Genomic DNA, 22,574 nt, shown 5'->3' on the forward strand with positions numbered 1-22,574 from the left:
CACGATGAGCTCCCCCTTCGCCAGACCCAAGAAGACCGACGGTCCCCGCGCCACGTTCGGCCGACTGCTGAGCTACCTGTTCGAGAACAAGCCCGCGATGGTCGTCATCATCGTGCTGAGCGTCCTCGGTGCCGGTGCGTCCCTCGCGCAGCCGCTGCTCGTCAACCAGGTCATCACCGCCGTCCAGCACGGCAACACCCTGAGCACCCTCGTCTGGCTGCTCGTCGGACTCGTCATCGTCGCGGGCGTCCTCAACGGTGTGCAGCACTTCCTGCTGCAGCGCGCGGGTGAAGGCGTCGTCCTGTCCACCCGGCGGAAGCTCATCGCGCGCATCCTCAACCTGCCGATCTCCGAGTTCGACACGCGCCGCACCGGCGACCTCGTCTCCCGCGTCGGCAGCGACACGACCCTGCTGCGCGCCGTGCTGACGCAGGGCCTCATCGAGTCGATCGGCGGCGCCCTGACGTTCATCGGCGCCATCATCGCGATGGCCGTCATCGACCCGCTGCTCCTCGGCATCGTCGTCGTCATCGTGCTCGTCGCGATCGTCGTCGTCGGCGGGCTCAGCCGCCGCATCCGCGTCGCGTCGAAGCGCGCGCAGGAGAAGGTCGGCGACCTCACCGCGGCGGTCGAACGCGGCATCGGTGCCGTCCGCACGATCCGTGCCGCCGGTGCCACCGAGCGCGAGGTGCACGAGGTCGACGGCCACGCGACCGAGGCCTACCGTCGTGGCCTCGACATCGCGCGGATGTCGGCGTTCGTCGTCCCGGTCGCGAGCATCGTCATGCAGGTCGCGTTCATCGCCGTCCTCGGCGTCGGTGGTGCGCAGGTCGCAGCCGGCACCATCACGATCGCGACGCTCATCACGTTCATCCTGCTGCTCTTCATGATGATCATGCCGCTCGGCCAGGCCATGGGCGCTGCCGTCGCCGTCGCCCAGGCGCTCGGTGCGCTCGGCCGGATCGAGGAGATCCTGCACCTCCCGACCGAGGCGCAGGACGACCAGGCCGTCCGCGTCGCCGCCGCGGTGGAGAGCGACGACGCGATCGCCTTCGAACACGTGTCGTTCCGGTACGCGCGTCCGGCCCAGGCCTCCGGTGCGGACGGCGCCGAGCCGGCCGTCGACGACGACACCGCCTCCGACGACGTGGTGCTGCACGACGTGTCCTTCCGGGTCCCCCGCGGATCGCGGGTCGCACTCGTGGGTCCGTCCGGCGCGGGCAAGTCGACCACACTCGCCCTCATCGAACGGTTCTACGACCCGACCGACGGCGTCATCCGGCTCGGCGGCGTCGACCTCCGCGGCCTCGACCGCGCCGAGCTCCGCGCGCAGATCGGGTACGTCGAACAGGACGCTCCGGTGCTCGCCGGCACGATCCGGGCGAACCTGCTGCTCGGTTCACCGGACGCCACCGAGGACGACTGCGTGCGCGTGCTCGAGGCCGTCAACCTCGGCGAGGTCCTGCACCGCGACCCCCGCGGCCTCGACGCCCAGGTCGGCGAGGACGGCGTCATGCTCTCCGGCGGTGAACGGCAGCGGCTCGCGATCGCCCGGGCACTCCTCGCCGCTCCGCCGATCCTGCTGCTCGACGAGTCCACCTCGTCGCTCGACGGCGTCAACGAGCAGAAGATGCGCCTCGCGATCGATGCCGTGGCCGAGGACCGCACGCTGCTCGTGATCGCGCACCGTCTGTCCACGGTGGTGGACTCGGACGTGATCGTCGTGCTCGAGCACGGCCGGGTCGTCGGCGTCGGGACCCACTCGGAACTCGTCGAGTCGACGCCGCTCTACCGCGACCTGGCGAAGCACCAGCTGCTCGTCTGAGCGTGCGCGGCCGGGGTCGGGGTCGGACGACGGTGCGCCGCGCTCAGAGGAGCGCGCCGCCGGGGTTCGCCAGTCCCTCGTCCATGTCGCTGTGGTCGACGTGCCCACCTGCGGCGCGGATCTCGTCGAGCGCCCGCTCGCTGCGGGCTTCGTCCACCCCGACCACGAGGTCGTCGTACACGGCGACGTCGTAGCCGGCCGCACGGGCGTCGAGCGCCGAGGCGCGCACGCAGTGGTCGGTGGCGATGCCGACCACGTCGATCGTCACGACGCGGTGCTCGGCGAGGACCTCGGGCAGCCCGACGCCGCCCTCGGTGCGCGCCTGGAACGCCGAGTAGTCCGGCGTGCCCTGCCCCTTGAAGACGTGCACGTCGATCGGAGCGGTGTCGAGCCGCGGGTGGTACTCGGCCCCCGGGGTCCCGGCGACGCAGTGCACCGGCCAGGTCTTCTCGTAGTCCGGTCCCTCGGGACCGGCGAAGTGGCCGCCGTTGTCGTCGTCGCCGTGGTGCCAGTCGCGGGAGCCGACGATGAGGTCGTACTCGTCGGCGTGCCGACCGAGGAACGCCGTGATGCGTCGCGCGAGGTCGTCGCCGCCGGTCACACCGAGGGCACCGCCCTCGGTGAAGTCGTTCTGGACGTCGACGACGAGGAGTGCCCTGGACATGTGTCCATCCAACACCCGCGGCCTCAGGAGCCGGTGAGCCTGCTCCCGCACGAGTACGTCGCTGCCGTCACCGCGTCGAGTGCGGGCAGCGCCGCGGCCCGCGAGGACCCGATCGCGTAGAAGGCGAACGTCAGGCGGGTTCCGTCGGCCGCGTCGATGTAGCCGCCGAGGGTGTTCGCGCTGTCGATCCACCCGGTCTTCGCGTGCACCTTGCCCCGGGCGACGGCGTTCGCCCCGGTGAACCGACTGGCCAGCGTGCCGGACTGCCCGGACACCGGCAGGGCGTTCGCGAGCGTCCCGAGGCCCTTCGCACCAGCGGCGACCTGCACCATGAGGTGCGCGACGAAGTTCGGCGACACGGCGTTCGCGGCGCTCTCCCCCGAGCCGTCCTTGATGACGATGCCGGCCGGGTCGACGCCGTACGACTTCAGGGCCGCCTGGTACACGGCGGTCAGCGAGGCTGCGGAGCCGTCCGAGCCGGACTCCTTCGACGAGATCCGCGCGAGCATCTCGGCGAGGGTGTTGTCCGAGTTCGGGATCATCTGCCCGATGAGCGTCGACACCGGCTGCGAGGAGACCGTGGCGATCGTGTCCGTGCTGGTCGTGGCACGTTGCACGATCTGCGCGTTCCCCGCACCGGCGACCCCGGCGTTCGCGAGGGCCGTGCGGAACAGGTCCCCGGCGCGACCGACCGGGTCGGTGGAGCGCGGCGACGTCTGGGCGCCCGGGTTCGCGCGGTCACCGTCGACCATGAGCGCCGTGACGTTCGGCTGGTAGCCGATCGTCCGCTCGCTCACCGGCCAGGTGGGGTCCCAGGCGTCGGCGTCGTTCCAGTACGTGTCGTCCGTGACGATCGTCGTCACCGGGGTGTTGCCGAGCTTCGCCTTCACCTGCTGGGCGAGCTGCGCGAGCGTCGGGGCACCCGGGTACACCGTCGCTCCGCCTGCCGAGAGCGTGGCGTCACCGTGGCCGACGAGGGCGATCGCACCGCCGGACTCCTTCGTCACGGTGGTCGGGATGCGGTGGTCGCCGCCGAGGACGGCCAGCGCGGTCGCCGTCGTCAGGGTCTTCATCACGCTGCCGGTCTGTGCGGCCTCGTCACCGTTGCGCGAGAACAGCACCTCGCCGGTCTTCGCGTTCATGACGTACCCCTCGAACGCGCCGAGGCCGCTCGCCGAGGCGGCGTTCGTGATCGTGCACGTCCGGAGGGCGGAGGGGCCCGCGGCGTCGTCCGGCACCGCGCGGCCGCTCGGCGTCGGTGTCGGGGTGGGGGCGGCCGTCGTCGGTGCGGGGCTGCTCGACGCGGTGGCGGACGCCGTCGCGGCCGCCGTGGTGGTCGGGGTGGGCATCGTCGCCGCTGCCACGGCCACGGCACCGCCGGACCCGAGCACGAGCACGGCCGCGAGGCCACCCGCGATCCACGGCACCGGGCGGCGGGCGAACGAGGCGCGGACGGCGGTGCGCGCGTCGCGGAGGCGGTCCGCGACGCCGCGCGGTGAAGGCTGCTGGTCGGACATCGCGAACGATCCTACGGAACTGCGGGAGGAGCCTCCAGGCCCACTTTCCGGATCCGGACGTTCCGCGCCCTTCCGGGCGTCAGCCGTCGGTCGGTCGCGTCAGCCGTCGGCCGTCAGCCGTCAGCCGTCAGCCGTCGGCCGGGTACCGGACGCCGACCTGTCGGCGAGCCTCGTCCATGAGGGCCATGATCGCGACGGTCTCCTCGGGGTCCATCGGACCGCCCTCGTGGGTGCCGGACTCGACCATCGACTCGAACGCGCGGACCTCGTGCGCGTAGCCGGTGAGTTCCTCGCGCCCGTCGAACTCCTCGACGACGTTCCCGTCGCGGTCGCGGAGCCGCCAGGTCGTCGGCGTGAACCACGTCGAGTCCAGGTCGATGCGGCCGTCCTCGCCGATGACCGAGGCGGTGTTCGGACTGCGGAGGTCGAGCCCGAAGTGGAGCATCGACTGCGTCCCGCCCTCGTGCGTCAGCACCAGGCCCATCTGGGTGTCGACGCCCTGCTCGCTCAGGGTGCCCGCGGCGACGACCGACGTGGGGACGCCGAGGACGTCGACCACGAACGAGATCGGGTAGATGCCGAGGTCGAGCATCGCGCCACCGCCGAGCGCCGGGTCGTTCAACCGGTGTGCCGGGTCGGACGGCAGCGCCTGGTGGTGGGTCGCCTCGACGAGCCGGACCCGCCCGATGCGTCCCTCGGCCACGAGCTCGCGGATCATCGACATCTGCGGGAGGAAGCGCGTCCACATCGCCTCCATGACGGCGACGTCGGCGCGCCGGGCGGCGTCGACCACCAGGCGGGCCTCGTCCGCCGTGATCGTGAAGGCCTTCTCGACGAGGACGTGCTTGCCGGCCTCGATGGCGAGCAGTGCGTCCGCCGCGTGCCGCGAGTGCGGTGTCGCGACGTACACGGCGTCGACGCCGTCGTCGGCGACGAGGTCCTCGTAGGAGCCGTGCGCCCGCGGGATCCCGAACTCGGCCGCGAACGTCTCGGCGCTCGCGAGCGTCCGGCTGCCGACCGCGACGAACTCGACCCCCGCGGCCGTGCAGTCGCCCACGAAGGACCGTGCGATGCCGCCCGTACCGATGACTCCCCAGCGAACCGTCATGGGACCTGTCTACCAGGGGCCATGCTCGGCACACCGCTGTCCACCCGCAGCACTTTGGTATGGACTGCACTGGTGATTGCCAGCTAGCGTGCTGCTGCACCCCCTGAACGGGGGTCCCGCGGTCGCGTCCGACGGCCGCTCCCCCAGCAGAAAGCGATCAGGTCCTCCATGCGCCGATCCGTCCGGTCCGTCGTCGCCACGAGCGCGGCCATCGTCATCACCTCGACCCTCGTCGGTGTCACCCCGGCGACCGCGCACGGCTGGGGATCGCCCGGACACGGCTGGGCACCGCCAGGACACTCGGCCGACGCGGGGCTGCAGCCCCGGACGCAGTTCACGATGGCGGCCGACGGCTCCTCCGGCGCGAGCCAGGGCGGCGAGGGCATCCCGAACATCGACTCGGTCAAGAAGACCATCGCGACGTACTACGGCGACCCCGGCACCGGACTCGCGAACCGCACCGACTCCCCCTACATCCGCGAGATGCGGTCCATCGTCGACCGGCAGAGCGCCCAGCTGCAGCGCATCCACGACGCCGCGGTCCGTCGCGGCGAGAAGCCCGCGATCGTCCTCGACGCCGACGACACGACGCTGTGGACCTACGACATGGAGGTCGCGGACATGCACTTCGTGTTCGACCCGGCCCGCCAGGACGAGTGGGTGCAGGACGAGCGCTTCCCCGCGACGCCGTCGATGGTCGGCTTCGTGAACCGGGCGCAGTCGCTCGGGTTCACGGTCTTCGGACTCACCGGTCGGAACGACGACCAGAAGGCCGCCACCGTCCAGAACCTGTCGAAGGTCGGCTACACCGCGTTCACCCAGGACCGCTTCTTCACGAAGTGGACCGGAGTCGGTACGTCCCAGCAGCCGTCGTACATCACCTGCGCCACGGCGAAGTGCACGACCGTCGAGTACAAGGCGCTCACGCGGAAGCACATCGAGCAGGACCTCGGCTACGACATCGCGCTCAACGTCGGTGACCAGTGGAGCGACCTGCAGGGCGGGTACGCCGACCGCTCCGTTAAGCTGCCGAACCCGACCTACTACCTGCCCTCGGCAGACCTGCCCGGCGTGTCCGAGCCGCGCCTGACGCCCCGCACGCAATTCACCATGGCCGCCGACGGATCCTCCGGCGCCACCCAGAGCGGCGAGGGCATCCCGAACATCGACTCCGTGAAGTCGACCATCGCGACGTACTACGGCGACCCCGGCACCGGCCTCGCCAACCGCACCGACTCGCCCTACATCCGCGAGATGCGGTCCATCGTCCGGAAGCAGGCTCCCGTCGTCGCCGCCCAGTGCACCGTCGGCCGGAAGCTCCACCGCAACCCCGCCATCGTGCTCGACGCCGACGACACCACCCTGTGGACCTACGACATGGAGGTCGCCGACATGCACTTCGTCTTCGATCCCGCCCGCCAGGACGAGTGGGTGCAGGACGAGCGCTTCCCCGCCACCCCGTCGATGACCTCGCTCGTGTCGATCGCCCAGCGCTCCGGCTGCACGATCATCGGGCTCACCGGGCGCAACGACGACCAGAAGACCGCCACGATCGAGAACCTGCAGAAGGTCGGCTACCCGCAGTTCGCGGCGACGCAGCGCGGCACGCAGACGTACTACACGAAGTGGACCGGCGTCGGTGCCTCGCAGCAGCCGTCCTACATCACCTGCGCCACGGCGAAGTGCACCACCGTCGAGTACAAGTCGCAGACCCGTGCGCACATCGAGTCGCGCTCGGGTGGGCGGTACGACGTGGTGGCGAACCTCGGCGACCAGTACAGCGACCTGCTCGGTGGGTCGGCGGACCGGAGCGTGAAGCTGCCGAACCCGACGTACTACCTGCCCTGAGGCCGGGTCGGGCCGGGCGCGCAGGCACCCGGTTCGGGAAGCAGAAAGCCCCGGTCAGACACTGTCTGACCGGGGCTTCTCGGAGCCGCCTGTCGGAATCGAACCGACGACCTATTCATTACGAGTGAATCGCTCTGCCGACTGAGCTAAGGCGGCGGACGCTCCGTTGCCGGAGCGGCACGGGACACGACTATACAGGTTCAGACGAGCGAACGCGAAACGAGCGCGTCGAGGTCGGCGAACGACCGTTCGAGCTCGTCGACGAGGTGGGTGTCCGACCCCGCGTCCGACCACTCCCACCACGCGTGCCGCAGTGCAGCCAACGCCACGAGGGACGCCAGCCGCGCCCGACGACGCCGCTCCGGGGGCTCGCCGGAGGCGTCCGGAGCTCCGTCCGCAGCCGCCGCGAAGCGCGCCACGATGGCCCCCTCGATCGCCGCCTGGAACTCCTTCATCGACTCCATCCGCCGACTGAAGAGCTCCGGCGCGGCGCGGAGCACCTGCTGCCGCTCCTCGATCAGCCCACGCTCCTCGATGAGTTCGCGCGTCGAGTGCACGAGCAACGCCCCGAGGTCGGCCAGCAGGTCGCCCGTCGGCCCACCGGCCACGAAGTCCGCGAGGGTGTCGTCGTCCGGCAGCGTGGGATCGTCGCCGAGGATCGCGCCTTCCTTGTTCGGGAAGTAGTTGAAGAACGTCCGCGGCGACACGTCCGCACGCCGCGAGATCTCGTCGACCGTCACCGCCGCGAGCCCCTCCTCGATCGCGATGCGGAGCGCGGCCTGCTGGATCGCGAGTCGGGTGGCGCGGCGCTTCCGCTCGCGCAGGCCGGGTTCTGCGTCGGACATGCGGTGATTGTCCCATGCGCGGGGGCGCGGGCGGATGGGGAACGTCACAGGGTGCGGTTCGGGACGGCCTGGAGGCGCGGTGCGAGCGCGTCCCGCGTCTCACCTCGGGCAGGTGGTCCGGCCCAGGGCGCGGGTCAGCGGCGCGCGCGGGCGATGGTGACGAGCAGCGCCTCGAGCGCGAGGAGGGCCGCCACGTTCGCGGCGATGCGCTGCCGAGCGAGCGCGATGGCGTCGAGCACCTCGAGCGCAGCGGCCGGGGTCACCGACTGCAGCGCGTGGTCGAGCTGTTCCCGCATCGCGAGGTTCACCGGTTCCGCCGGCGCCCCGAGCCCGAGCAGCAACAGGTCACGGTACAGCGACGAGACATCGACGAGGATCCGGTCCAATCCGTCCCGGAGGCTCCGCGTCGCCCGACGCTTCTGGTCTTCCTCGAGCAGGCGCAGCTGCGAACGGAGTGCCGGCGGGATCGTGCCGCCGGGCTCGATGCCGAGCGAGCGCATCGCGGCGTCACGTTCCTCGGCGTCGCGCTGCTGTGTGATCGCCTTGGCGTCCTCGTCGGCGACGGCGAGCAGGTCGGCGGCGGCCATCACGGCGTCTCCGACGGTCCGGACGCCGAGCACCGTGCTGAGCGTGCGGCGTCGACGATCGCGGGCGTCCTCGCTGGTCGCCAGACGCTGTGCCATGCCGATGTGGCTCTGCGCCTGGCGTGCGGCGTCCATCGCGAGGACGCGGTCCACACCGGTCCGGGCGACGAGCAGGTCTGCGACGGACTCGATGCCCGGCACGCGGAGGCGGACCGACCGCACGCGCGACCGGATCGTCGGCAGCAGGTCGGCCTCGCTCGGGGCGCAGAGGATCCACACGGTGCGCTCCGGCGGTTCCTCGAGCGCCTTGAGGAGCAGGTTCGACGTGCGTTCCGTCATGCGGTCCGCGTCCTCGATGATCACCACGCGGTACCGGCCGACGGAGGGCGAGTAGTGCGACGACGTGACGAGCTGCCGGATCTCGTCGATGGTGATGATGACCCGCTGCGTCGTCAGGACCGAGACGTCGGGGTGGGTCTTCGCGGTGATCTGCTGGAGCGTGTGGTCGTCGTCCGGACCGTTGCCGACGAGTGCGGCGGCGAAGGCGGACGCGACGTTCGACCGGCCGGAGCCGGGAGGCCCGGTGATCAGCCACGAGTGCGTCATGCCACCGGTGCCGTCGGGCGATTCGGCCGCGTTGCGGAGCGACGCGACCGCTTCCTCTTGCCCTGTCAGGCCGTCCCACACGCTCACGGGATCATCCTGCCAGCCGCCACCGTCATCCCTCGACGATCCCGACCAGTGGACCGACCGCGGCACGAATCGCGCGCTGGACGTCCGTGGCCGGGGCGGACGCGTCCACGACGAGGAAGCGCTCGGGCTCGGCGGCTGCCATGTCGAGGAACGCGTGGCGGACCGTCTCGTGGAACGTCTCGGCCTCGGACTCGAGTCGGTCGAAGGTGTCCCCGCGCGCAGCGGCCACCCGCGCACGCCCGACGGTGACGTCGAGGTCGAGCAGGATCGTGCGGTCCGGCGTGAGCCCGTCCGATGCCCAGTCCGACACCGAACGGATGTGCTCGGCGCCGAGGCCGCGCGCGACCCCCTGGTACGCCACCGAGGAGTCGATGTACCGGTCCTGCAGGACCACGTCGCCGCGAGCGATGGCGGGGCGGACGAGGGTCTCGACGTGGTGCGCGCGATCGGCGGCGTAGAGCAGGGCCTCGGCCCGAGGCGCGACGTGGCCGCGCTCGTGCAGGACGATCTCGCGGATCCGCGTGCCGAGGTCGGTGCCGCCCGGTTCACGGGTGCGCACCACGGTCCGGCCGTGCTCCTCGAGCCAGGCGGTCAGCAGCTCCGCCTGCGTCGTCTTGCCCGCACCGTCGCCACCCTCGAGCGTGATGAACCGGCCGGTCACTTCTTCTTGGCCGCCGGCTTCCGCGCCGGTGCCTTCTTCTTCACCGGTCCCTTGGCGCGCTTGTCCGCGATGAGCTGCACGGCGCGGGCGTGGTCGACGGCCTCGACGTCCTCGCCGCGCGGGATCGTCGCGTTGGTCTCGCCGTCCGTGACGTACGGACCGAACCGGCCGTCCTTCATCTTGATCGGCTTGCCGGACACCGGGTCGGCGTCGAACACCTTGAGCGCTGCGCTCGCCGAGCTGCGGCCGCCGTACTTGGGCTGGGCGAAGAGCTCGAGCGCACCGGGGAGGTCGATGTCGAAGATCGCGTCCTCGCCCGGCAGGGTCCGGGTGTCCGTGCCCTTCTTGAGGTACGGACCGTAGCGGCCGTTCTGCGCGGTGATGTCGTCGCCGGACTCGGGGTCCTTGCCGACGACCCGCGGCAGGTCGAGCAGCTTCAGCGCCGTCTCGAGGTCGACCGTCTGCGGGTCCATCGACTTGAAGAGGGACGCCGTGCGCTCCTTGGGCGCCGCGGGCTTCTTCGTGGTCTTCTTCGCCGGTGCCTTCTTCGCGGCACCCTTCGCGGTGGTCTTCGCTGCGGGCTTAGCCTCGGCGGCGGCCGGCGTGGCCTGCGCGTCGAGCACCTCGCCCGTCGCGGCGTCGACCGCGGGTTCCGGCTCCGGTGTGCGCTCGGTCACGTACGGACCGAACCGGCCGTCCTTCGCGAGGACCTCTTTCCCGGTCTCGGGGTTGATGCCGACGACGCGGTCACCGAGCACCGGGGCGTCGACGAGCTCGCGTGCCTTCTCGGCGGTGAGCTCGTCGGGAGCGAGGTCCTCGGGCACGTTGACGCGACGGGGCTTCTCGGGGTCGTCGCTCGGCACCTCGATGTAGGGGCCGTAGCGACCGATGCGGAGGGTCAGCCCCGGCGCCAGTTCGACGGAGTTGATCTCGCGGGCGTCGATCTCGCCGAGGTTGTCGATGACCGTGCGGAGCCCGCGCTGGTCACCACCACCGAAGTAGAACTCCTTGAGCCAGTCGACCCGGTCGGCGTCGCCGTTCGCGATCCGGTCGAGGTCGGCTTCCATGTCGGCCGTGAACTGGTACTGCACGAGGTCACCGAAGTACTCCTCCAGCAGCCGGACCACGCTGAACGCGATCCAGTTCGGCACGAGCTGGGTCCCGCGCAGCGACACGTAGCCGCGGTCGATGATCGTCGGGCTGATCGTCGGGAAGGTCGACGGGCGACCGATGTCGAGGTCTTCGAGCGTCTTGATGAGGCTCGCCTCGGTGTAGCGCGGCGGCGGGGTGGTGTCGTGGCCCTTCGCGACGACGTCGTCGACGGCGAGGTGCTCGCCTTCCTTGACGTCCGGCAGCGCCACGTCGTTGCCCGAGCGGTCCGAGGACTCGTGGCGGTCCTCGTCCTTGCCCTCTTCGTAGGCGTTGAGGAACCCGCGGAAGGTGATGACCGTGCCGGACGCCGTGAACTCGGCGTCGGTGCCGTTCGCCGTGGCCGGGATGCCCTCGACGGACTCCCCGGAGGAGATGCCGAGCACGATCGACGCCGTGGAGCCCTTGGCGTCCGCCATCTGCGACGCGATGGTGCGCTTCCAGATGAGGTCGTAGAGGCGCCACTCGACACCGGTCAGCGTCCCCTCGAGCTGCGACGGGGTGCGGAAGGTGTCGCCGGCGGGGCGGATCGCCTCGTGCGCTTCCTGCGCGTTCTTGCTCTTGCTCGCGTAGACGCGCGGCTTGTCCGGCACGGTCGCGGCGCCGTAGAGGTCCGCTGCCTGCTTGCGAGCGGCGTCGAGCGCCTGCTTCGACAGGTTGACCGAGTCCGTACGGATGTAGGTGATGTAGCCGTTCTCGTACAGCGTCTGCGCCGCACGGGCGGTCTGTCGCGGCGAGAGGCGGAGCTTGCGCGCCGCTTCCTGCTGCATGGTCGACGTCGTGAACGGTGCTGCCGGGCGGCGCGTGTAGGGCTTCGACTCGACGCTGCGGACGGTGGCGTCACCGGCACGCTCGAGCACGGTGGTGAGCGCGGCCGCGGCGGCTTCGTCGAGGCGGACGGCCTCGCCCTTCAAGGCACCGCGGTCGTCGAAGTCACGACCGGAGGCGACCCGGGTCCCCTGGACCCGCGCGAGTCGAGCGGTGAAGGCGGCGTCGCCCTCCTTCTCGAAGCGCGCACTGAGGTCCCAGTAGTTGGCGGACACGAACGCGAGACGTTCGCGCTCACGGTCGACGACGAGACGCGTGGCAGCGGACTGCACGCGACCGGCCGAGAGCCCCGGACCGATCTTGCGCCAGAGCACGGGCGAGACCTCGTACCCGTAGAGACGGTCGAGGATGCGGCGGGTCTCCTGCGCATCGACGAGGGCGGTGTCGAGCTCACGGGTGGCTTCCTGCGCGCGCTGGATCGCCTCCTTCGTGATCTCGTGGAAGACCATGCGCTTGACCGGCACCTTGGGCTTGAGGACCTGCAGCAGGTGCCACGCGATGGCCTCGCCTTCGCGGTCCTCATCAGTTGCGAGGTAGAGCTCGTCGGCTTCCTTGAGCGCACGCTTCAGCTCGGAGACGGTCTTCTTCTTCGCGTCCGAGACGACGTAGTAGGGCTCGAAGCCGTTGTCGACGTCCACCGAGAACTTGCCGAGCGAGCCCTTCTTGAGCTCCGCCGGCAGGTTCTTGGGCTCGACGAGGTCCCGGATGTGTCCGACGGACGCCTGGACCTCGTATCCGTCACCGAGGTATTGCGCGATCGTCTTGGCCTTCGCGGGGCTCTCGACGATGACGAGCTTCTTCGTGCCTGGCACGTGTCTCCTTGATCGATGGTGCGCGTCGGCCCTGGACGACGAGCGCGTCCGGGTCGACCGGGGCACCGATGACCGGGGGCCGACAGGCACACCATACACATAGTGTTCGGGCTGGTCGTCCGCCGGACCGGCGACTGCGACTGCGCCCACGGCGAACGGTCCGCCGCCGACCACGACCCGGACCCGCGCGGCGGAGGCAGCCGTCCCGCAGGTGTCGAGGGCTGCCTGGTTCCGCGCTGCCACGCGCGTCGCGACGGAGCAGGGTTCGCCCGGGACGAGCCCGACGAGGGCCGCCGCGGCGGCGAGCGCCGAGGCGTCGGCAGCGGCCTGGGCGCGGATCGTGGCCACGCGCAGTCCGGCTCCGGCGAGCGCCGCCGTCAGGACGACGAGGACGATGCCGACCACCGCCGAGAGGAGGACCGTGGCGGACCCGCGCTCGTTCACCGTCCGTCCTCCGCAGCGCAGCCGGTGGCACGGAGCGGGACGGCGTCGAACGGCCCCGCGGCCCCTCGTGCTGCCCGGACGCAGACGACGCCACCGACGCGGTGCACCGTCATGCCGGCCCCGGGTGCGAGGTGCTCGAGGGCGGCGCGCCCGGCGTCGTCGTCCCCGCGACCGAACGCTCGTGCCGCCGTGGCCGCCGCGAGCTGGAGGCGACCGAGGCCGTCGACGACGAGCACCGCGGCGACGAGCGAGGTCAGGACGAGGGCCACGACGGGGAGCACGACCGCGAACTCGACGCTCACGGTGCCGCGCTCCCCGTCCGCCGCCGGGCGCGGGTCAGAGGGACAGGGCACCACGGACGAGTTCCGTGAGGATGCTCTGCACTTCTCCGGAGCGCATCACGGCGACGAGGACCCCGGCGAACGCGACGGCGGCGAGGATCACCACCGCGTACTCGGCCGTCGCCGATCCCCGGTCGTCGTCGAGTCGTCGCCGGAGTCGGGCGCCGAGGGGCTGGCGGTGCGTGCTGGGTGTGTCGGTCATGTGACTGTCCTTCCTGATGCGGTGCGATGCGATGCGATGCGACCAGCCTCGCCGCGGGCGTCCCTCGACACGGGGCCGGTCACCGGATCTGTGGAGGATCAGCCGACGCCGACGACGGTGGAGGAGAGGACCCCGACCACCACCGGGACGACCCCGACGAGGACGAACGCGGGGAGGACGCACACCCCGAGCGGCAGGACGAGCCGGACCGCGAGTCGTTCCGCGGCGGCGAGGCCCGCGGCAGCGACGTCGTCGCGGACGTCCTCGGCGGCCGCGCGGAGGAGCGACGCCGCCGGGACCCCGGCACGCTGCGCGAGTGCGAGGACCTCCCGGAGGTGTTCGCCGTCCTCAGCACGGCACGGTCGGTCGGCGAAGGCGGTCCGCACGGCCGCTCCCGCGTCCGCCCACGACCCACCACCCGACACCGCGACCGCCCACGCGTCGAGCAGCACGCCCGGCAGGTGCCCGTCGGGCGTCGCCGCGTGGACGAGGCGCGCGGTCCACGCCCGCCCCAGCACGACGAGCACGGTGGAGAGGACGACGCAGGTCCAGCCGATCGGCGACGCCACGAGCACCTGGACCGCGCCCGATCCCCAGGTCGACCCGAGCGCGAGGCCGAGCAGCGGCAGCGCGAGCACCACCCGGGCGCTCGCTCGTGGACCGGCGAGTGCCACGAGGACGGCGCGGTCCGATGCCGCCGACCGCCGGAGCGCTCCGGCGAGTGCGCGGACGGTACCCGCCGACGGCGCCCCGGTGTGTTCGGCGACGCGGAGCACGGCGGCGACGTCCTGCCACGCGGGACCGGCGTCCTGCGGGAAGCCGCCCACCAGTGACCACGCCCGGGTGGGCGGGACGCCGGCGGCGACGAGCGTCGCGACCCGGTCCAGCGTCCGGGCCGCCGCCGCTGGGTCGAGCGCCGCGCGCCGTGGGCGCACCGACCGTCTCACCGCGACCGGTCCACCGGACGGACCACGAGCCTCCCGTCCGGACCGACACGGAACGCACCCACCGCGCCCAACCGCCGCCGACCCGCGTGCCGCTCGACGTGCACCACCAGGTCGAGCGCACTGACCGCCTGCCGGGCGAGCGCCTCCGGCCCGAGCCCGGCGAGCGCACCGAGTGCCTCGAGCCGCGCCGCCACGTCGGCGATCCCGTTGGCGTGCACCGTCCCCGCTCCCCCGTCGTGCCCGGTGTTCAGGGCGGAGAGGAGTTCGCGGACCTCGGCACCCCGGCACTCCCCGACGACGATGCGGTCGGGTCGCATGCGGAGCGCCTCGCGAACGAGCCGGTCGAGGCCGAGCGCGCCGGCACCCTCGGCGTTCGCCTGCCGGGCCTCGAGCGTGACGACGTGCGGGTGGTCGATCCGGAGTTCGGCGACGTCCTCGACGGTGACGATCCGCTCGTCGGGCGGGACGGCCGCCAGCATCGCGGCGAGCATGGTGGTCTTGCCGCTCCCGGTCGCGCCGGTGACGAGCACGTTGCGGCGCTCGTCGACCGCTCGCTCGAGGACCGACCGAGGGACGCGCGCGAACGCTCCGAGCGCCTCGAGCGCCTGCAGGGTCGGCCGGGTCGGCGCGGGCAGACGGATCGAGACCGCGGTCCCACCGACGGAGACGGGTGCGAGCACGACGTGCACGCGGATGCCGTCGCCGTGGCGCACGTCGACGCAGGGCGTGGTCTCGTCGACGTGCCGCCCGCCCCGTGCCACGAGTTCGGTCGCGAGTTCCCGCGCACGCCGCTCGGGCAGCTCGGGTCCGGCTCGTTCGAGCCCGCGCCCCCGGTCGACCCACGTCCCGCGGCCGCCGACCACGAGCACGTCGGTGACGCCCGCGTCGCCGACGAGCGCGGCGAGCTCCTCGAACTCGGCGGCGACGACGTCCCGACTCCGGATCGGTCGCGTGGCGCCGGGCAGGAACGGGGCGTCGGCACGGTGTCGGTGCATGCGACCAGAGAGTAGGGAACGGCCGTCGCCGCTCGGAGGTCCACTCCACCTCCTGTGGAGAGCTGCCCGCTCGGCGAGCAACGGACCGTTTTGTACCCCGGCACGCAATGCCGTACCCCACTCGGTGTCCCAGCGCCGGCACACCCGCACGCCACGGCCCACCGAGCGGGGCCGGGCTGGGTTGTGCAACACGTGTCGAACAACCCGACGTACCGTTCCATGCAGGAGCATGGACAGGTCTGTCCACGCTTCGGCATGCCCGCGCGGATCGACGCGTGTCACCGACCACGAGCGCGGTCATCCGTGGCACGAACCGGCCCGGAAACGAGAAGAGGCGGCACCGGTTGGGGGGAACAGGTGCCGCCTTGACATCGGTGGATTGGGGGGAATCCGAACCGTTGCCGCCGGAAACGAGTCCAGCGGGAACTACTGTACCCCATGATCGGCCTCCGGAAGCAACCCCCGGATCGACTTCTGGGCGTGCCGCGGTGCACGCCCAGAGCGAACAGGACCGCCACGGCCGCACACGCCCCCGCCGACCCGCGCCCATGCCGAGGGGTAGTCTCCGACTGCACCCCTGCCGCAACGACGCGAAAGGACATCGATGTCCGCTCCGACCCAGACCGACCCCCGCAACGACGGAGCCCCCGGCAGCCCGGACACCCCGGACGCCGGCCGAGACGCCACGTTCCCCCCGTCGCCGGAGTTCGTCGCCGACGCCGTCGCACACGAGGACCTGCACGAGGCCGCCTCCGCCGACCGCGAGGCGTTCTGGGCGGACCAGTCCCGCGCGCTCCTCGACTGGCGGACGCCGTTCACCCAGACCCTCGACTGGTCCGGAGCCCCGTTCGCGAAGTGGTTCGCCGACGGCACGCTCAACGTCGCCGAGAACTGCCTCGACCGGCACGTCCGCGCGGGCAACGGCGACCGGGTGGCGATCCACTTCGAGGGCGCTCCCGGGGACACCCGACGCATCACCTACGCCGAGCTGACCGCCGACGTGCAGCGCGCCGCGAACATGCTCACCGACCTCGGCGTCGGGCAGGGCGACCGCGTCGTCGTCTACCTCCCCCTCATCCCCGAGGCCGTCGTCACGATGCTCGCCGTCGCCCGCATCGGCGCCGTGCACTCGGTCGTGTTCGGTGGCTTCAGCGCGGAGAGCCTCCGCGCCCGCATCGAGGACGCCGGCGCGAAGCTCGTCGTCACGGCCGACGGCGGCTGGCGCCGTGGCGCGGTCTCAGCGCTCAAGCCCGCGGTCGACGAGGCACTCGAGGGCGAGGGCACCGACAGCGTCGAGCACGTCCTCGTCGTCAAGCGCGGCGGCAACGACATCGCCTGGAACGAGCGCGACCTCTGGTGGCACGACGAACTGGCGAAGGCGGACCCCACCCACGAGGCGCAGGCCTTCCCCGCGGAGACGCCCCTCTTCATCCTCTACACCTCGGGCACGACCGGGAAGCCGAAGGGCATCGTGCACACCTCCGGCGGGTACCTGACCCAGGCGGCCTACACGCACAAGAACGTGTTCGACATGCACCCGGAGAAGGACGTCTACTGGTGCACCGCCGACATCGGCTGGATCACCGGGCACTCCTACGTCGTCTACGGCCCCCTCGCGAACGGCGTCACGCAGGTGCTCTACGAGGGCACCCCGGACGAGCCGAAGCCCGGCCGCTGGTGGGACATCGTCGACGCGTACGGCGTCACGGTCCTCTACACCGCGCCGACCGCGGTCCGCGCCGCGATGAAGGCCGGCCGCGCGGTCCCGGAGGCCCGCAGCCTCGAGACCCTCCGCCTGCTCGGCAGCGTCGGCGAACCGATCAACCCCGAGGCGTGGAACTGGTACCGCCAGGTCATCGGCCACGACCGCACGCCCATCGTCGACACGTGGTGGCAGACCGAGACCGGCGCCATCATGATCTCCGCGCTCCCCGGCGTCACGAAGCTCAAGCCCGGTGCCGCCCAGACACCGCTGCCCGGCATCGTCGCCGAGATCGTCGACGACGACGGCCACCGCGCCGACCCCGGCGAGAGCGGCTACCTCACCATCACCGAGCCGTGGCCGTCGATGGCGCGCGGCATCTGGGGTGACCCGGACCGCTTCGTCGAGACCTACTGGTCACGCTTCCCCGGTCGGTACTTCGCGGGCGACGGCGCCCGGCTCGACGGCCAGGGCGACATCTGGATCCAGGGTCGGGTCGACGACGTCATGAACGTGTCGGGACACCGCCTCTCGACGGCCGAGATCGAGTCGGCCCTCGTCGGGCACGAGGGCGTGGCCGAGGCCGCGGTCGTCGGTGCCGCCGACGAGACGACCGGGCAGGCGGTCGTCGCCTACGTCATCCTCACGTCGGAAGCGGCGGCCGACGTCGACCGCGAGTCGGCCGCCGCGGAGCTCCGGAACTGGGTGGGCAAGCGGATCGGCGCCATCGCGAAGCCCCGGCAGGTGGTGATCGTGCCCGAGCTGCCGAAGACACGCTCCGGCAAGATCATGCGTCGCCTGCTCCGCGACGCGGCCGAGGGCCGTCGCATCGGCGACACGACCACGTTGGCGGACCCGACGATCATGGCGACCATCTCGGAACTCATGTAGCAGGGACGACGCGAGCCGCGCCTCCTGTCCGATCGGACTGGAGGCGCGGCTCGCGTGACGTGCGCTGCTGACGGTCCGTCAGTCGGTGAGTTCCACCACCAGCTCGACCTCGACCGGCGCGTCCAGCGGGAGCACGGCGACGCCCACCGCACTCCGCGCGTGGACGCCGGCGTCGCCGAACACGTCGCCGACGAGCGTCGACGCGCCGTTCGCGACGCCGGGCTGCCCGGTGAAGGACGCGTCGGACGCGACGAACACCGTGACCTTGACGACCCGGGCGACCCGGTCGAGCGAACCGGCGACCGACTCGACGGCGGCGAGGGCGTTGAGTGCCGCCACCCGCGCCTGGGCCGTGGCGGTCTCGGCGTCGACCGTGCCGCCCACCTTGCCGGTGACCGGCAGCGCACCGTCCACGAACGGCAGCTGACCGGCCGTGTAGACGTACCGGCCGGTGACGACGGCGGGCACGTAGGCCGCGACGGGGGCCGCGACCGCCGGCAGGGTCAGCCCGAGCTCGGCGAGCCGGTCGGCGACGGTCATGCGTCGGCCTTCGGGCGCTTCAGGTAGGCGACGAGTCCGCCCTCGGGGCCGGTGACGACCTGGACGAGTTCCCACCCCTCGTCACCGAAGTTGTTGAGGATGGCGGTGGTGTTGTGGATGATCAACGGGGTCGTGAGGTATTCCCAGCGAGTCATGGAGATCCTTGCCAGCCTTTCAGTCGGCGGTGTCGTTTAGGCTGCATCCTATGTCTGCCCAGAAGACGTCTGCCTCGCGGACCAAGCCCGTCTCTGCAGTCGGCGCCTTCGTCGGTTTCGTCGGTTTCAGCGTGCTCGCCGGTCTGCTCGTCACGATCGGTGTCACCCCGGCCATCGCGGTCGCCGGTGTCACGACGACGTCGACGATCGGCGTGTTCGAGTCCCTGCCGGAGTACATCGAGATCGGTGACCTCCCGCAGCGCAACGAGCTGTACGCGTACCAGGGCGGCAAGAGCGTGCACTTCGCGACGGTCTACGACCAGAACCGTCAGGAGCTGAAGTTCGACCAGATCAGCGACCAGCTGAAGAACGCGGCGATCGACGGCGAGGACAAGCGCTTCTACGACCACGGCGGCGTCGACATGACCTCGCTCGTCCGTGCGGGCGTGGGCTCCCTCGCGGGCGGCCTCGGCGAGTCGGGCGGTGGGTCGACGCTGACCATGCAGCTCGTCCGCAACATCAAGATGAACCAGGCGCTCGAGCTCACCACTCCGGAAGAGCGTCTCAAGGCGTACAACGACGCGGTCGAGCAGACCATCCCCCGCAAGCTCGAGGAGATGAAGCTCGCCATCGGGCTCGCGAAGAAGTACACCCACAAGGAGATCCTCACCGGGTACCTCAACATCGCGTACTTCGGCGACCAGACCTACGGCGTGCAGGCCGCCGCACAGCACTACTACAACAAGAGCGCGACCGACCTGACCCCGGCCGAGGCCGCCTCGATCCTCGCGATCGTGCAGTCGCCGAACACGCGCAACCTGTCGAACCCGAAGTACTACGACGCCAACGTCGCTCGCCGCAACGTCATCCTCAAGTCGATGTACGCGCAGAAGCACCTGACGAAGGCCGAGTACGACGAAGCCGTCAAGTCGAACCCGAAGGACTACGTCCACCTGACGCAGCCGTCCCAGGGCTGCAAGGCCTCGGTCGGCGACGGCTCGCAGTTCTTCTGCGACTACGCCGTGCAGGTCGTCAAGGAGATGTCGCAGCTCGGTGCCACGCAGAAGGAGCGCGACGCCGCCTGGCGCAACGGCGGCTACAAGATCCAGACGACGCTCGACATCGACGCCAACGCGCAGCAGAAGCAGGTGCTCAACACCTACGACAACAAGGCCGAGACGAACTTCAAGCTCGGCGCAGCGCTCGACTCGGTCGAGGTCGGCACGGGTCGCATCCTGACGATGGCGCAGAACAAGGACTACGACCAGTCGCTGCAGTCCCCGCCGACGTCGACGTCGATCAACTACAGCGTCGACAAGAAGTACGGCGGCGGCATCGGCTTCCAGGTCGGGTCGACCTACAAGCTCTTCACGCTGCTGCAGTGGCTCAAGGCCGGCCACGGCCTCAACGAGACCGTGAACGGGACGCCGCACAACACCGCCGTCTGGCAGCACTGTGGCGAACCGAGCTACACGAACTGGGCGCCGAAGAACGACTCCGCGGGTGAGAACGGCAACTACACCGTCGCCCGTGCGACCGCGCTGTCGGTGAACGCAGCGTTCGCCTCGATGGCCGCCAAGCTCGACCTCTGCGACATCAAGCAGACCGCGCAGGACCTCGGCGTGCACTCCGGTGACGACAAGACCGAGCTCAACTCGTACCCGTCGTCCATCCTCGGCACGAACAACATCGCGCCGCTGACGATGGCCGCCGCGTACGCCGGCGTCGCCAACAACGGCACCTTCTGCGAGCCCATCGCGATCGACAACGTCACCAACGCCGAGGGCAAGAGCCTCGGCGGCCAGCCGAAGGCCTGCAAGCAGGTCCTCGACCCCTCCGTCGCGCAGACCGCGGTCTACGCGATGAAGGGCACGATCTCCGGCGGTACCGCGGTCGGCGCCCAGACCTACGACGGCACCCAGCTGTTCGGCAAGACGGGCACCACCGACGACGCCGACCAGATCTGGCTCGTCGGGTCGAGCACCCGCGTCGCCACGGCCTACTGGCAGGGCAACACCGACGGTGGCAAGAACAACCTCCGTCACTACAACAACGGTGTGCGAGGCACCTACGCGAGCGCCCGTGCGGACGTCTGGCGGCAGGCGCAGACCCCGATGAACGCGCTGTACCCTGCCGGTGCCTTCACGGACCCGTCGTCCTCGGCCCTGCGCGGCAACGCGAAGGCCGTCCCGGACGTGACGGGCAAGACCGCTGCCGAGGCGAAGGCCGCGATCGCCGGCGCCGGGTTCACCTACGTGGACGGCGGCGCGCAGCCGGGCTCCGCGAAGGCCGGCACCGTCTCCTCGACCTCGCCGTCGGCCAACTCGCTGCTCTCGAGCGGTTCGAGCGTCACCGTCTACACCTCCGACGGCTCGCAGATCGTCATGCCCGCGATCGCCGGAGCAACGCTGGACACGGCACGGTCGAAGCTCAACGAGCTCGGGTTCTCGAACGTGAGCATCTCCGACTCGTACGTCAAGGGCGGCGCCGGCAAGACGTGCCGTGTGGCCTCGGTCGATCCGGGCGTGCACGCCGCGGCGAGCAAGGACTCCGCGGTGACGCTGACCCTCTACGGCGACAAGAACGGCAAGGCGCCCAAGGACTGCAAGTGAGTCGCGGTCGCGCTGCGCTGGGGGTCATCGCAGCGGGCGCGGCCGTCGGTGCCGCGTCGGCGGCCTGGGGCACGCTCGTCGAGCGACGTCGGTTCGGCATCCGGTGGGAGACCATCCCGGTGCTCCCGCCGGGGTCGCGCGACGTCACCGTGCTGCACCTGTCCGACATCCACATGGCGCCGTGGCAGGCCGACAAGCAGCAGTGGCTGCGTGACCTGAGCCTCGTCGAGCCCGACTTCATCGTCAACACCGGCGACAACCTCGGGCACCCCACGGCCAACGCTGCGGTGGAGTACGCGCTCGAGCCGTTCCGCGGCGTCCCCGGGGCGTTCGCGTACGGATCGAACGACTTCTACGGGCCGACGCCGCGCAACCCGCTCAAGTACTTCGGCGGCCCGAGCACCCACAAGCACGGCACCCGCCCGGTCGAGCTCGACATCGACCGGCAGACGGCGTTCTTCGAGTCCCTCGGCTGGCTGGACGTGAACGACCAGGCACACGCCATCGAACTCCGCGGATCGCGGTTCGAGCTGTTCGGGACGTCCGACGCCCACCGCGACTGGGACCGGCTCGACCTGCTGCCGACCAACGTCGACGAGATGCGCGGCGACGTGCCCTGGTCGGAGGACGAGGACGGCCCCTCCCCCGTCGCCCTCGGCATCACCCACGCGCCGTACTGCCGGGTGCTCGACGCCTTCGTCACCCAGGGCGCCGACGTCATCTTCGCCGGGCACACCCACGGCGGCCAGGTCCAGGTCCCCGGTGTCGGCGCGCTCGTCACGAACTGCGACCTGCCGCGTCGGTACGTCAGCGGGCTGCACAAGTGGCAGCACCGTGGGCACTGGTCGTGGCTCGAGGTCTCTGCGGGCCTCGGCACGTCGATCTACGCGCCGGTCCGGTTCGCCTGCCGACCCGAGGCCGTCGTGGTCACCCTGACCGCCCGCACGGACTGAACACGACGCGCCCGGGAGTTCGCCGGATGGTCACGACCACCCCCGATCATCGGATAGACTTCTGGGGTTGCTCCGGTACGGAGTGACCACACCGCGGGGTGTGGCGCAGCTTGGTAGCGCGCCTCGTTCGGGACGAGGAGGTCGCAGGTTCAAATCCTGTCACCCCGACACTGTGTTGAGACAGTACGAAGAAGGCCCTGGTTCTCCGGAACCAGGGCCTTCTGCCTTGCGTGGGGTGTCGGCCGGGGGCGCTCGCGC

The 22,574-nt window shown here is 71.1% G+C and carries 18 protein-coding genes and 2 tRNA genes; 6 read left to right on the forward strand and 14 right to left on the reverse strand.

All coding sequences use genetic code 11. The features are described 5' to 3' along the window. The first annotated feature begins 4 nt into the window (after positions 1–4). Positions 5–1,825 carry an ABC transporter ATP-binding protein gene (locus WFH25_RS15540; RefSeq protein ID WP_336698482.1) on the forward strand — a complete coding sequence of 607 codons (1,821 nt, stop codon included), beginning with the start codon at positions 5–7 and terminating at the stop codon, positions 1,823–1,825. 43 nt (positions 1,826–1,868) lie between these two features. Here WFH25_RS15540 and WFH25_RS15545 read toward each other — a convergent pair whose 3' ends face one another. The 3 genes from WFH25_RS15545 to WFH25_RS15555 all read right to left on the reverse strand — a co-directional run bounded on the left by WFH25_RS15545 (position 1,869) and on the right by WFH25_RS15555 (position 5,114). After that, a complete protein-coding gene (locus WFH25_RS15545; protein WP_336698483.1) occupies positions 1,869–2,489 on the reverse strand; it encodes an isochorismatase family protein in 621 nt (206 codons plus the stop codon). Between the two features lie 23 nt (positions 2,490–2,512). Next, on the reverse strand, positions 2,513–4,006 hold the full coding sequence (gene dacB / locus WFH25_RS15550; protein WP_336698484.1) for a D-alanyl-D-alanine carboxypeptidase/D-alanyl-D-alanine endopeptidase: 1,494 nt from the start codon (positions 4,004–4,006) through the stop codon (positions 2,513–2,515). Positions 4,007–4,133: 127 nt separating this feature from the next. Continuing rightward, a complete protein-coding gene (locus WFH25_RS15555; RefSeq protein WP_336698486.1) occupies positions 4,134–5,114 on the reverse strand; it encodes a Gfo/Idh/MocA family protein in 981 nt (326 codons plus the stop codon). A 168-nt stretch (positions 5,115–5,282) separates the two neighbouring features. On the opposite strand from WFH25_RS15555, the gene WFH25_RS15560 reads away from it, so the two are divergent. Then, positions 5,283–6,962 (forward strand): HAD family acid phosphatase, encoded by a 1,680-nt coding sequence (locus WFH25_RS15560; RefSeq protein ID WP_336698488.1) that lies wholly within the window; start codon positions 5,283–5,285, stop codon positions 6,960–6,962. Positions 6,963–7,045: 83 nt separating this feature from the next. On the opposite strand, the gene WFH25_RS15565 is transcribed toward WFH25_RS15560, so the two are convergent. The 9 genes from WFH25_RS15565 to WFH25_RS15605 form a co-directional block, all read right to left on the reverse strand. Further along, positions 7,046–7,118, reverse strand: a tRNA-Thr gene (locus WFH25_RS15565). 44 nt (positions 7,119–7,162) lie between these two features. Then, positions 7,163–7,807 (reverse strand): TetR/AcrR family transcriptional regulator, encoded by a 645-nt coding sequence (locus WFH25_RS15570; RefSeq protein WP_092386427.1) that lies wholly within the window; start codon positions 7,805–7,807, stop codon positions 7,163–7,165. Between the two features lie 134 nt (positions 7,808–7,941). Continuing rightward, on the reverse strand, positions 7,942–9,084 hold the full coding sequence (locus WFH25_RS15575) for a DNA polymerase III subunit delta' (RefSeq protein WP_071302639.1): 1,143 nt from the start codon (positions 9,082–9,084) through the stop codon (positions 7,942–7,944). A 25-nt stretch (positions 9,085–9,109) separates the two neighbouring features. Beyond that, positions 9,110–9,745, reverse strand: a complete 636-nt coding sequence (tmk, locus tag WFH25_RS15580) for a dTMP kinase (RefSeq protein WP_336698491.1) — start codon at positions 9,743–9,745, stop codon at positions 9,110–9,112. After that, the gene (topA, locus tag WFH25_RS15585) at positions 9,742–12,534 is read right to left on the reverse strand and encodes a type I DNA topoisomerase (RefSeq protein WP_336698547.1); all 2,793 of its coding nucleotides are present in this window, start codon (positions 12,532–12,534) and stop codon (positions 9,742–9,744) included. Before topA ends, tmk begins: the two co-directional genes overlap by 4 nt. Before the next feature lie 440 nt (positions 12,535–12,974). After that, complete coding sequence (locus tag WFH25_RS15590) at positions 12,975–13,280, reverse strand: hypothetical protein (protein WP_336698493.1); 306 nt, start codon at positions 13,278–13,280, stop codon at positions 12,975–12,977. A gap of 34 nt (positions 13,281–13,314) precedes the next feature. Then, positions 13,315–13,521 (reverse strand): DUF4244 domain-containing protein, encoded by a 207-nt coding sequence (locus WFH25_RS15595; RefSeq protein WP_070418415.1) that lies wholly within the window; start codon positions 13,519–13,521, stop codon positions 13,315–13,317. Between the two features lie 98 nt (positions 13,522–13,619). Next, positions 13,620–14,456, reverse strand: a complete 837-nt coding sequence (locus tag WFH25_RS15600) for a hypothetical protein (RefSeq protein ID WP_336698494.1) — start codon at positions 14,454–14,456, stop codon at positions 13,620–13,622. 8 nt (positions 14,457–14,464) lie between these two features. Next, positions 14,465–15,463, reverse strand: a complete 999-nt coding sequence (locus WFH25_RS15605; protein ID WP_336698496.1) for a TadA family conjugal transfer-associated ATPase — start codon at positions 15,461–15,463, stop codon at positions 14,465–14,467. Positions 15,464–16,067: 604 nt separating this feature from the next. Here WFH25_RS15605 and acs point away from each other — a divergent pair. Beyond that, the gene (acs, locus tag WFH25_RS15610) at positions 16,068–18,056 is read left to right on the forward strand and encodes an acetate--CoA ligase (protein ID WP_261647342.1); all 1,989 of its coding nucleotides are present in this window, start codon (positions 16,068–16,070) and stop codon (positions 18,054–18,056) included. Positions 18,057–18,134: 78 nt separating this feature from the next. Here the strand turns inward: acs and WFH25_RS15615 are convergent, their stop codons facing one another. Beyond that, entirely contained in the window at positions 18,135–18,596 is a 462-nt protein-coding gene (locus tag WFH25_RS15615) for a RidA family protein (protein WP_071295954.1), read from the reverse strand. Further along, the gene (locus WFH25_RS15620; protein WP_022907077.1) at positions 18,593–18,751 is read right to left on the reverse strand and encodes a hypothetical protein; all 159 of its coding nucleotides are present in this window, start codon (positions 18,749–18,751) and stop codon (positions 18,593–18,595) included. The genes WFH25_RS15615 and WFH25_RS15620 overlap by 4 nt, the downstream gene beginning before the upstream one ends. A gap of 50 nt (positions 18,752–18,801) precedes the next feature. On the opposite strand from WFH25_RS15620, the gene WFH25_RS15625 reads away from it, so the two are divergent. The 3 genes from WFH25_RS15625 (at position 18,802) to WFH25_RS15635 (ending at position 22,484) form a co-directional block, all read left to right on the forward strand. Next, complete coding sequence (locus WFH25_RS15625; protein ID WP_336698497.1) at positions 18,802–21,363, forward strand: transglycosylase domain-containing protein; 2,562 nt, start codon at positions 18,802–18,804, stop codon at positions 21,361–21,363. Further along, positions 21,360–22,316: a metallophosphoesterase gene (locus WFH25_RS15630; protein WP_336698498.1), complete on the forward strand. Its 957-nt coding sequence runs from the start codon at positions 21,360–21,362 to the stop codon at positions 22,314–22,316. The genes WFH25_RS15625 and WFH25_RS15630 overlap by 4 nt, the downstream gene beginning before the upstream one ends. 94 nt (positions 22,317–22,410) lie before the next feature. Next, positions 22,411–22,484 (forward strand) — tRNA-Pro (locus WFH25_RS15635). The last annotated feature ends 90 nt before the right edge of the window (positions 22,485–22,574 follow it).

The organism is Curtobacterium sp. USHLN213 (assembly GCF_037144815.1).
In the GTDB taxonomy this organism is placed as follows: Bacteria; Actinomycetota; Actinomycetes; order Actinomycetales; family Microbacteriaceae; genus Curtobacterium.

Bases quoted from the DNA above. Each gene is read 5' to 3' on its own strand.
- WFH25_RS15595 (WP_070418415.1), bottom strand. From the start codon at position 13,521: ATGACCGACACACCCAGCACGCACCGCCAGCCCCTCGGCGCCCGACTC.
- dacB (WP_336698484.1), bottom strand. From the start codon at position 4,006: ATGTCCGACCAGCAGCCTTCACCGCGCGGCGTCGCGGACCGCCTCCGC.
- WFH25_RS15555 (WP_336698486.1), bottom strand. From the start codon at position 5,114: ATGACGGTTCGCTGGGGAGTCATCGGTACGGGCGGCATCGCACGGTCC.
- WFH25_RS15540 (WP_336698482.1), top strand. From the start codon at position 5: ATGAGCTCCCCCTTCGCCAGACCCAAGAAGACCGACGGTCCCCGCGCC.
- acs (WP_261647342.1), top strand. From the start codon at position 16,068: ATGTCCGCTCCGACCCAGACCGACCCCCGCAACGACGGAGCCCCCGGC.
- WFH25_RS15545 (WP_336698483.1), bottom strand. From the start codon at position 2,489: ATGTCCAGGGCACTCCTCGTCGTCGACGTCCAGAACGACTTCACCGAG.
- WFH25_RS15605 (WP_336698496.1), bottom strand. From the start codon at position 15,463: ATGCACCGACACCGTGCCGACGCCCCGTTCCTGCCCGGCGCCACGCGA.
- WFH25_RS15620 (WP_022907077.1), bottom strand. From the start codon at position 18,751: ATGACTCGCTGGGAATACCTCACGACCCCGTTGATCATCCACAACACC.
- WFH25_RS15560 (WP_336698488.1), top strand. From the start codon at position 5,283: ATGCGCCGATCCGTCCGGTCCGTCGTCGCCACGAGCGCGGCCATCGTC.
- WFH25_RS15625 (WP_336698497.1), top strand. From the start codon at position 18,802: ATGTCTGCCCAGAAGACGTCTGCCTCGCGGACCAAGCCCGTCTCTGCA.
- WFH25_RS15570 (WP_092386427.1), bottom strand. From the start codon at position 7,807: ATGTCCGACGCAGAACCCGGCCTGCGCGAGCGGAAGCGCCGCGCCACC.
- WFH25_RS15615 (WP_071295954.1), bottom strand. From the start codon at position 18,596: ATGACCGTCGCCGACCGGCTCGCCGAGCTCGGGCTGACCCTGCCGGCG.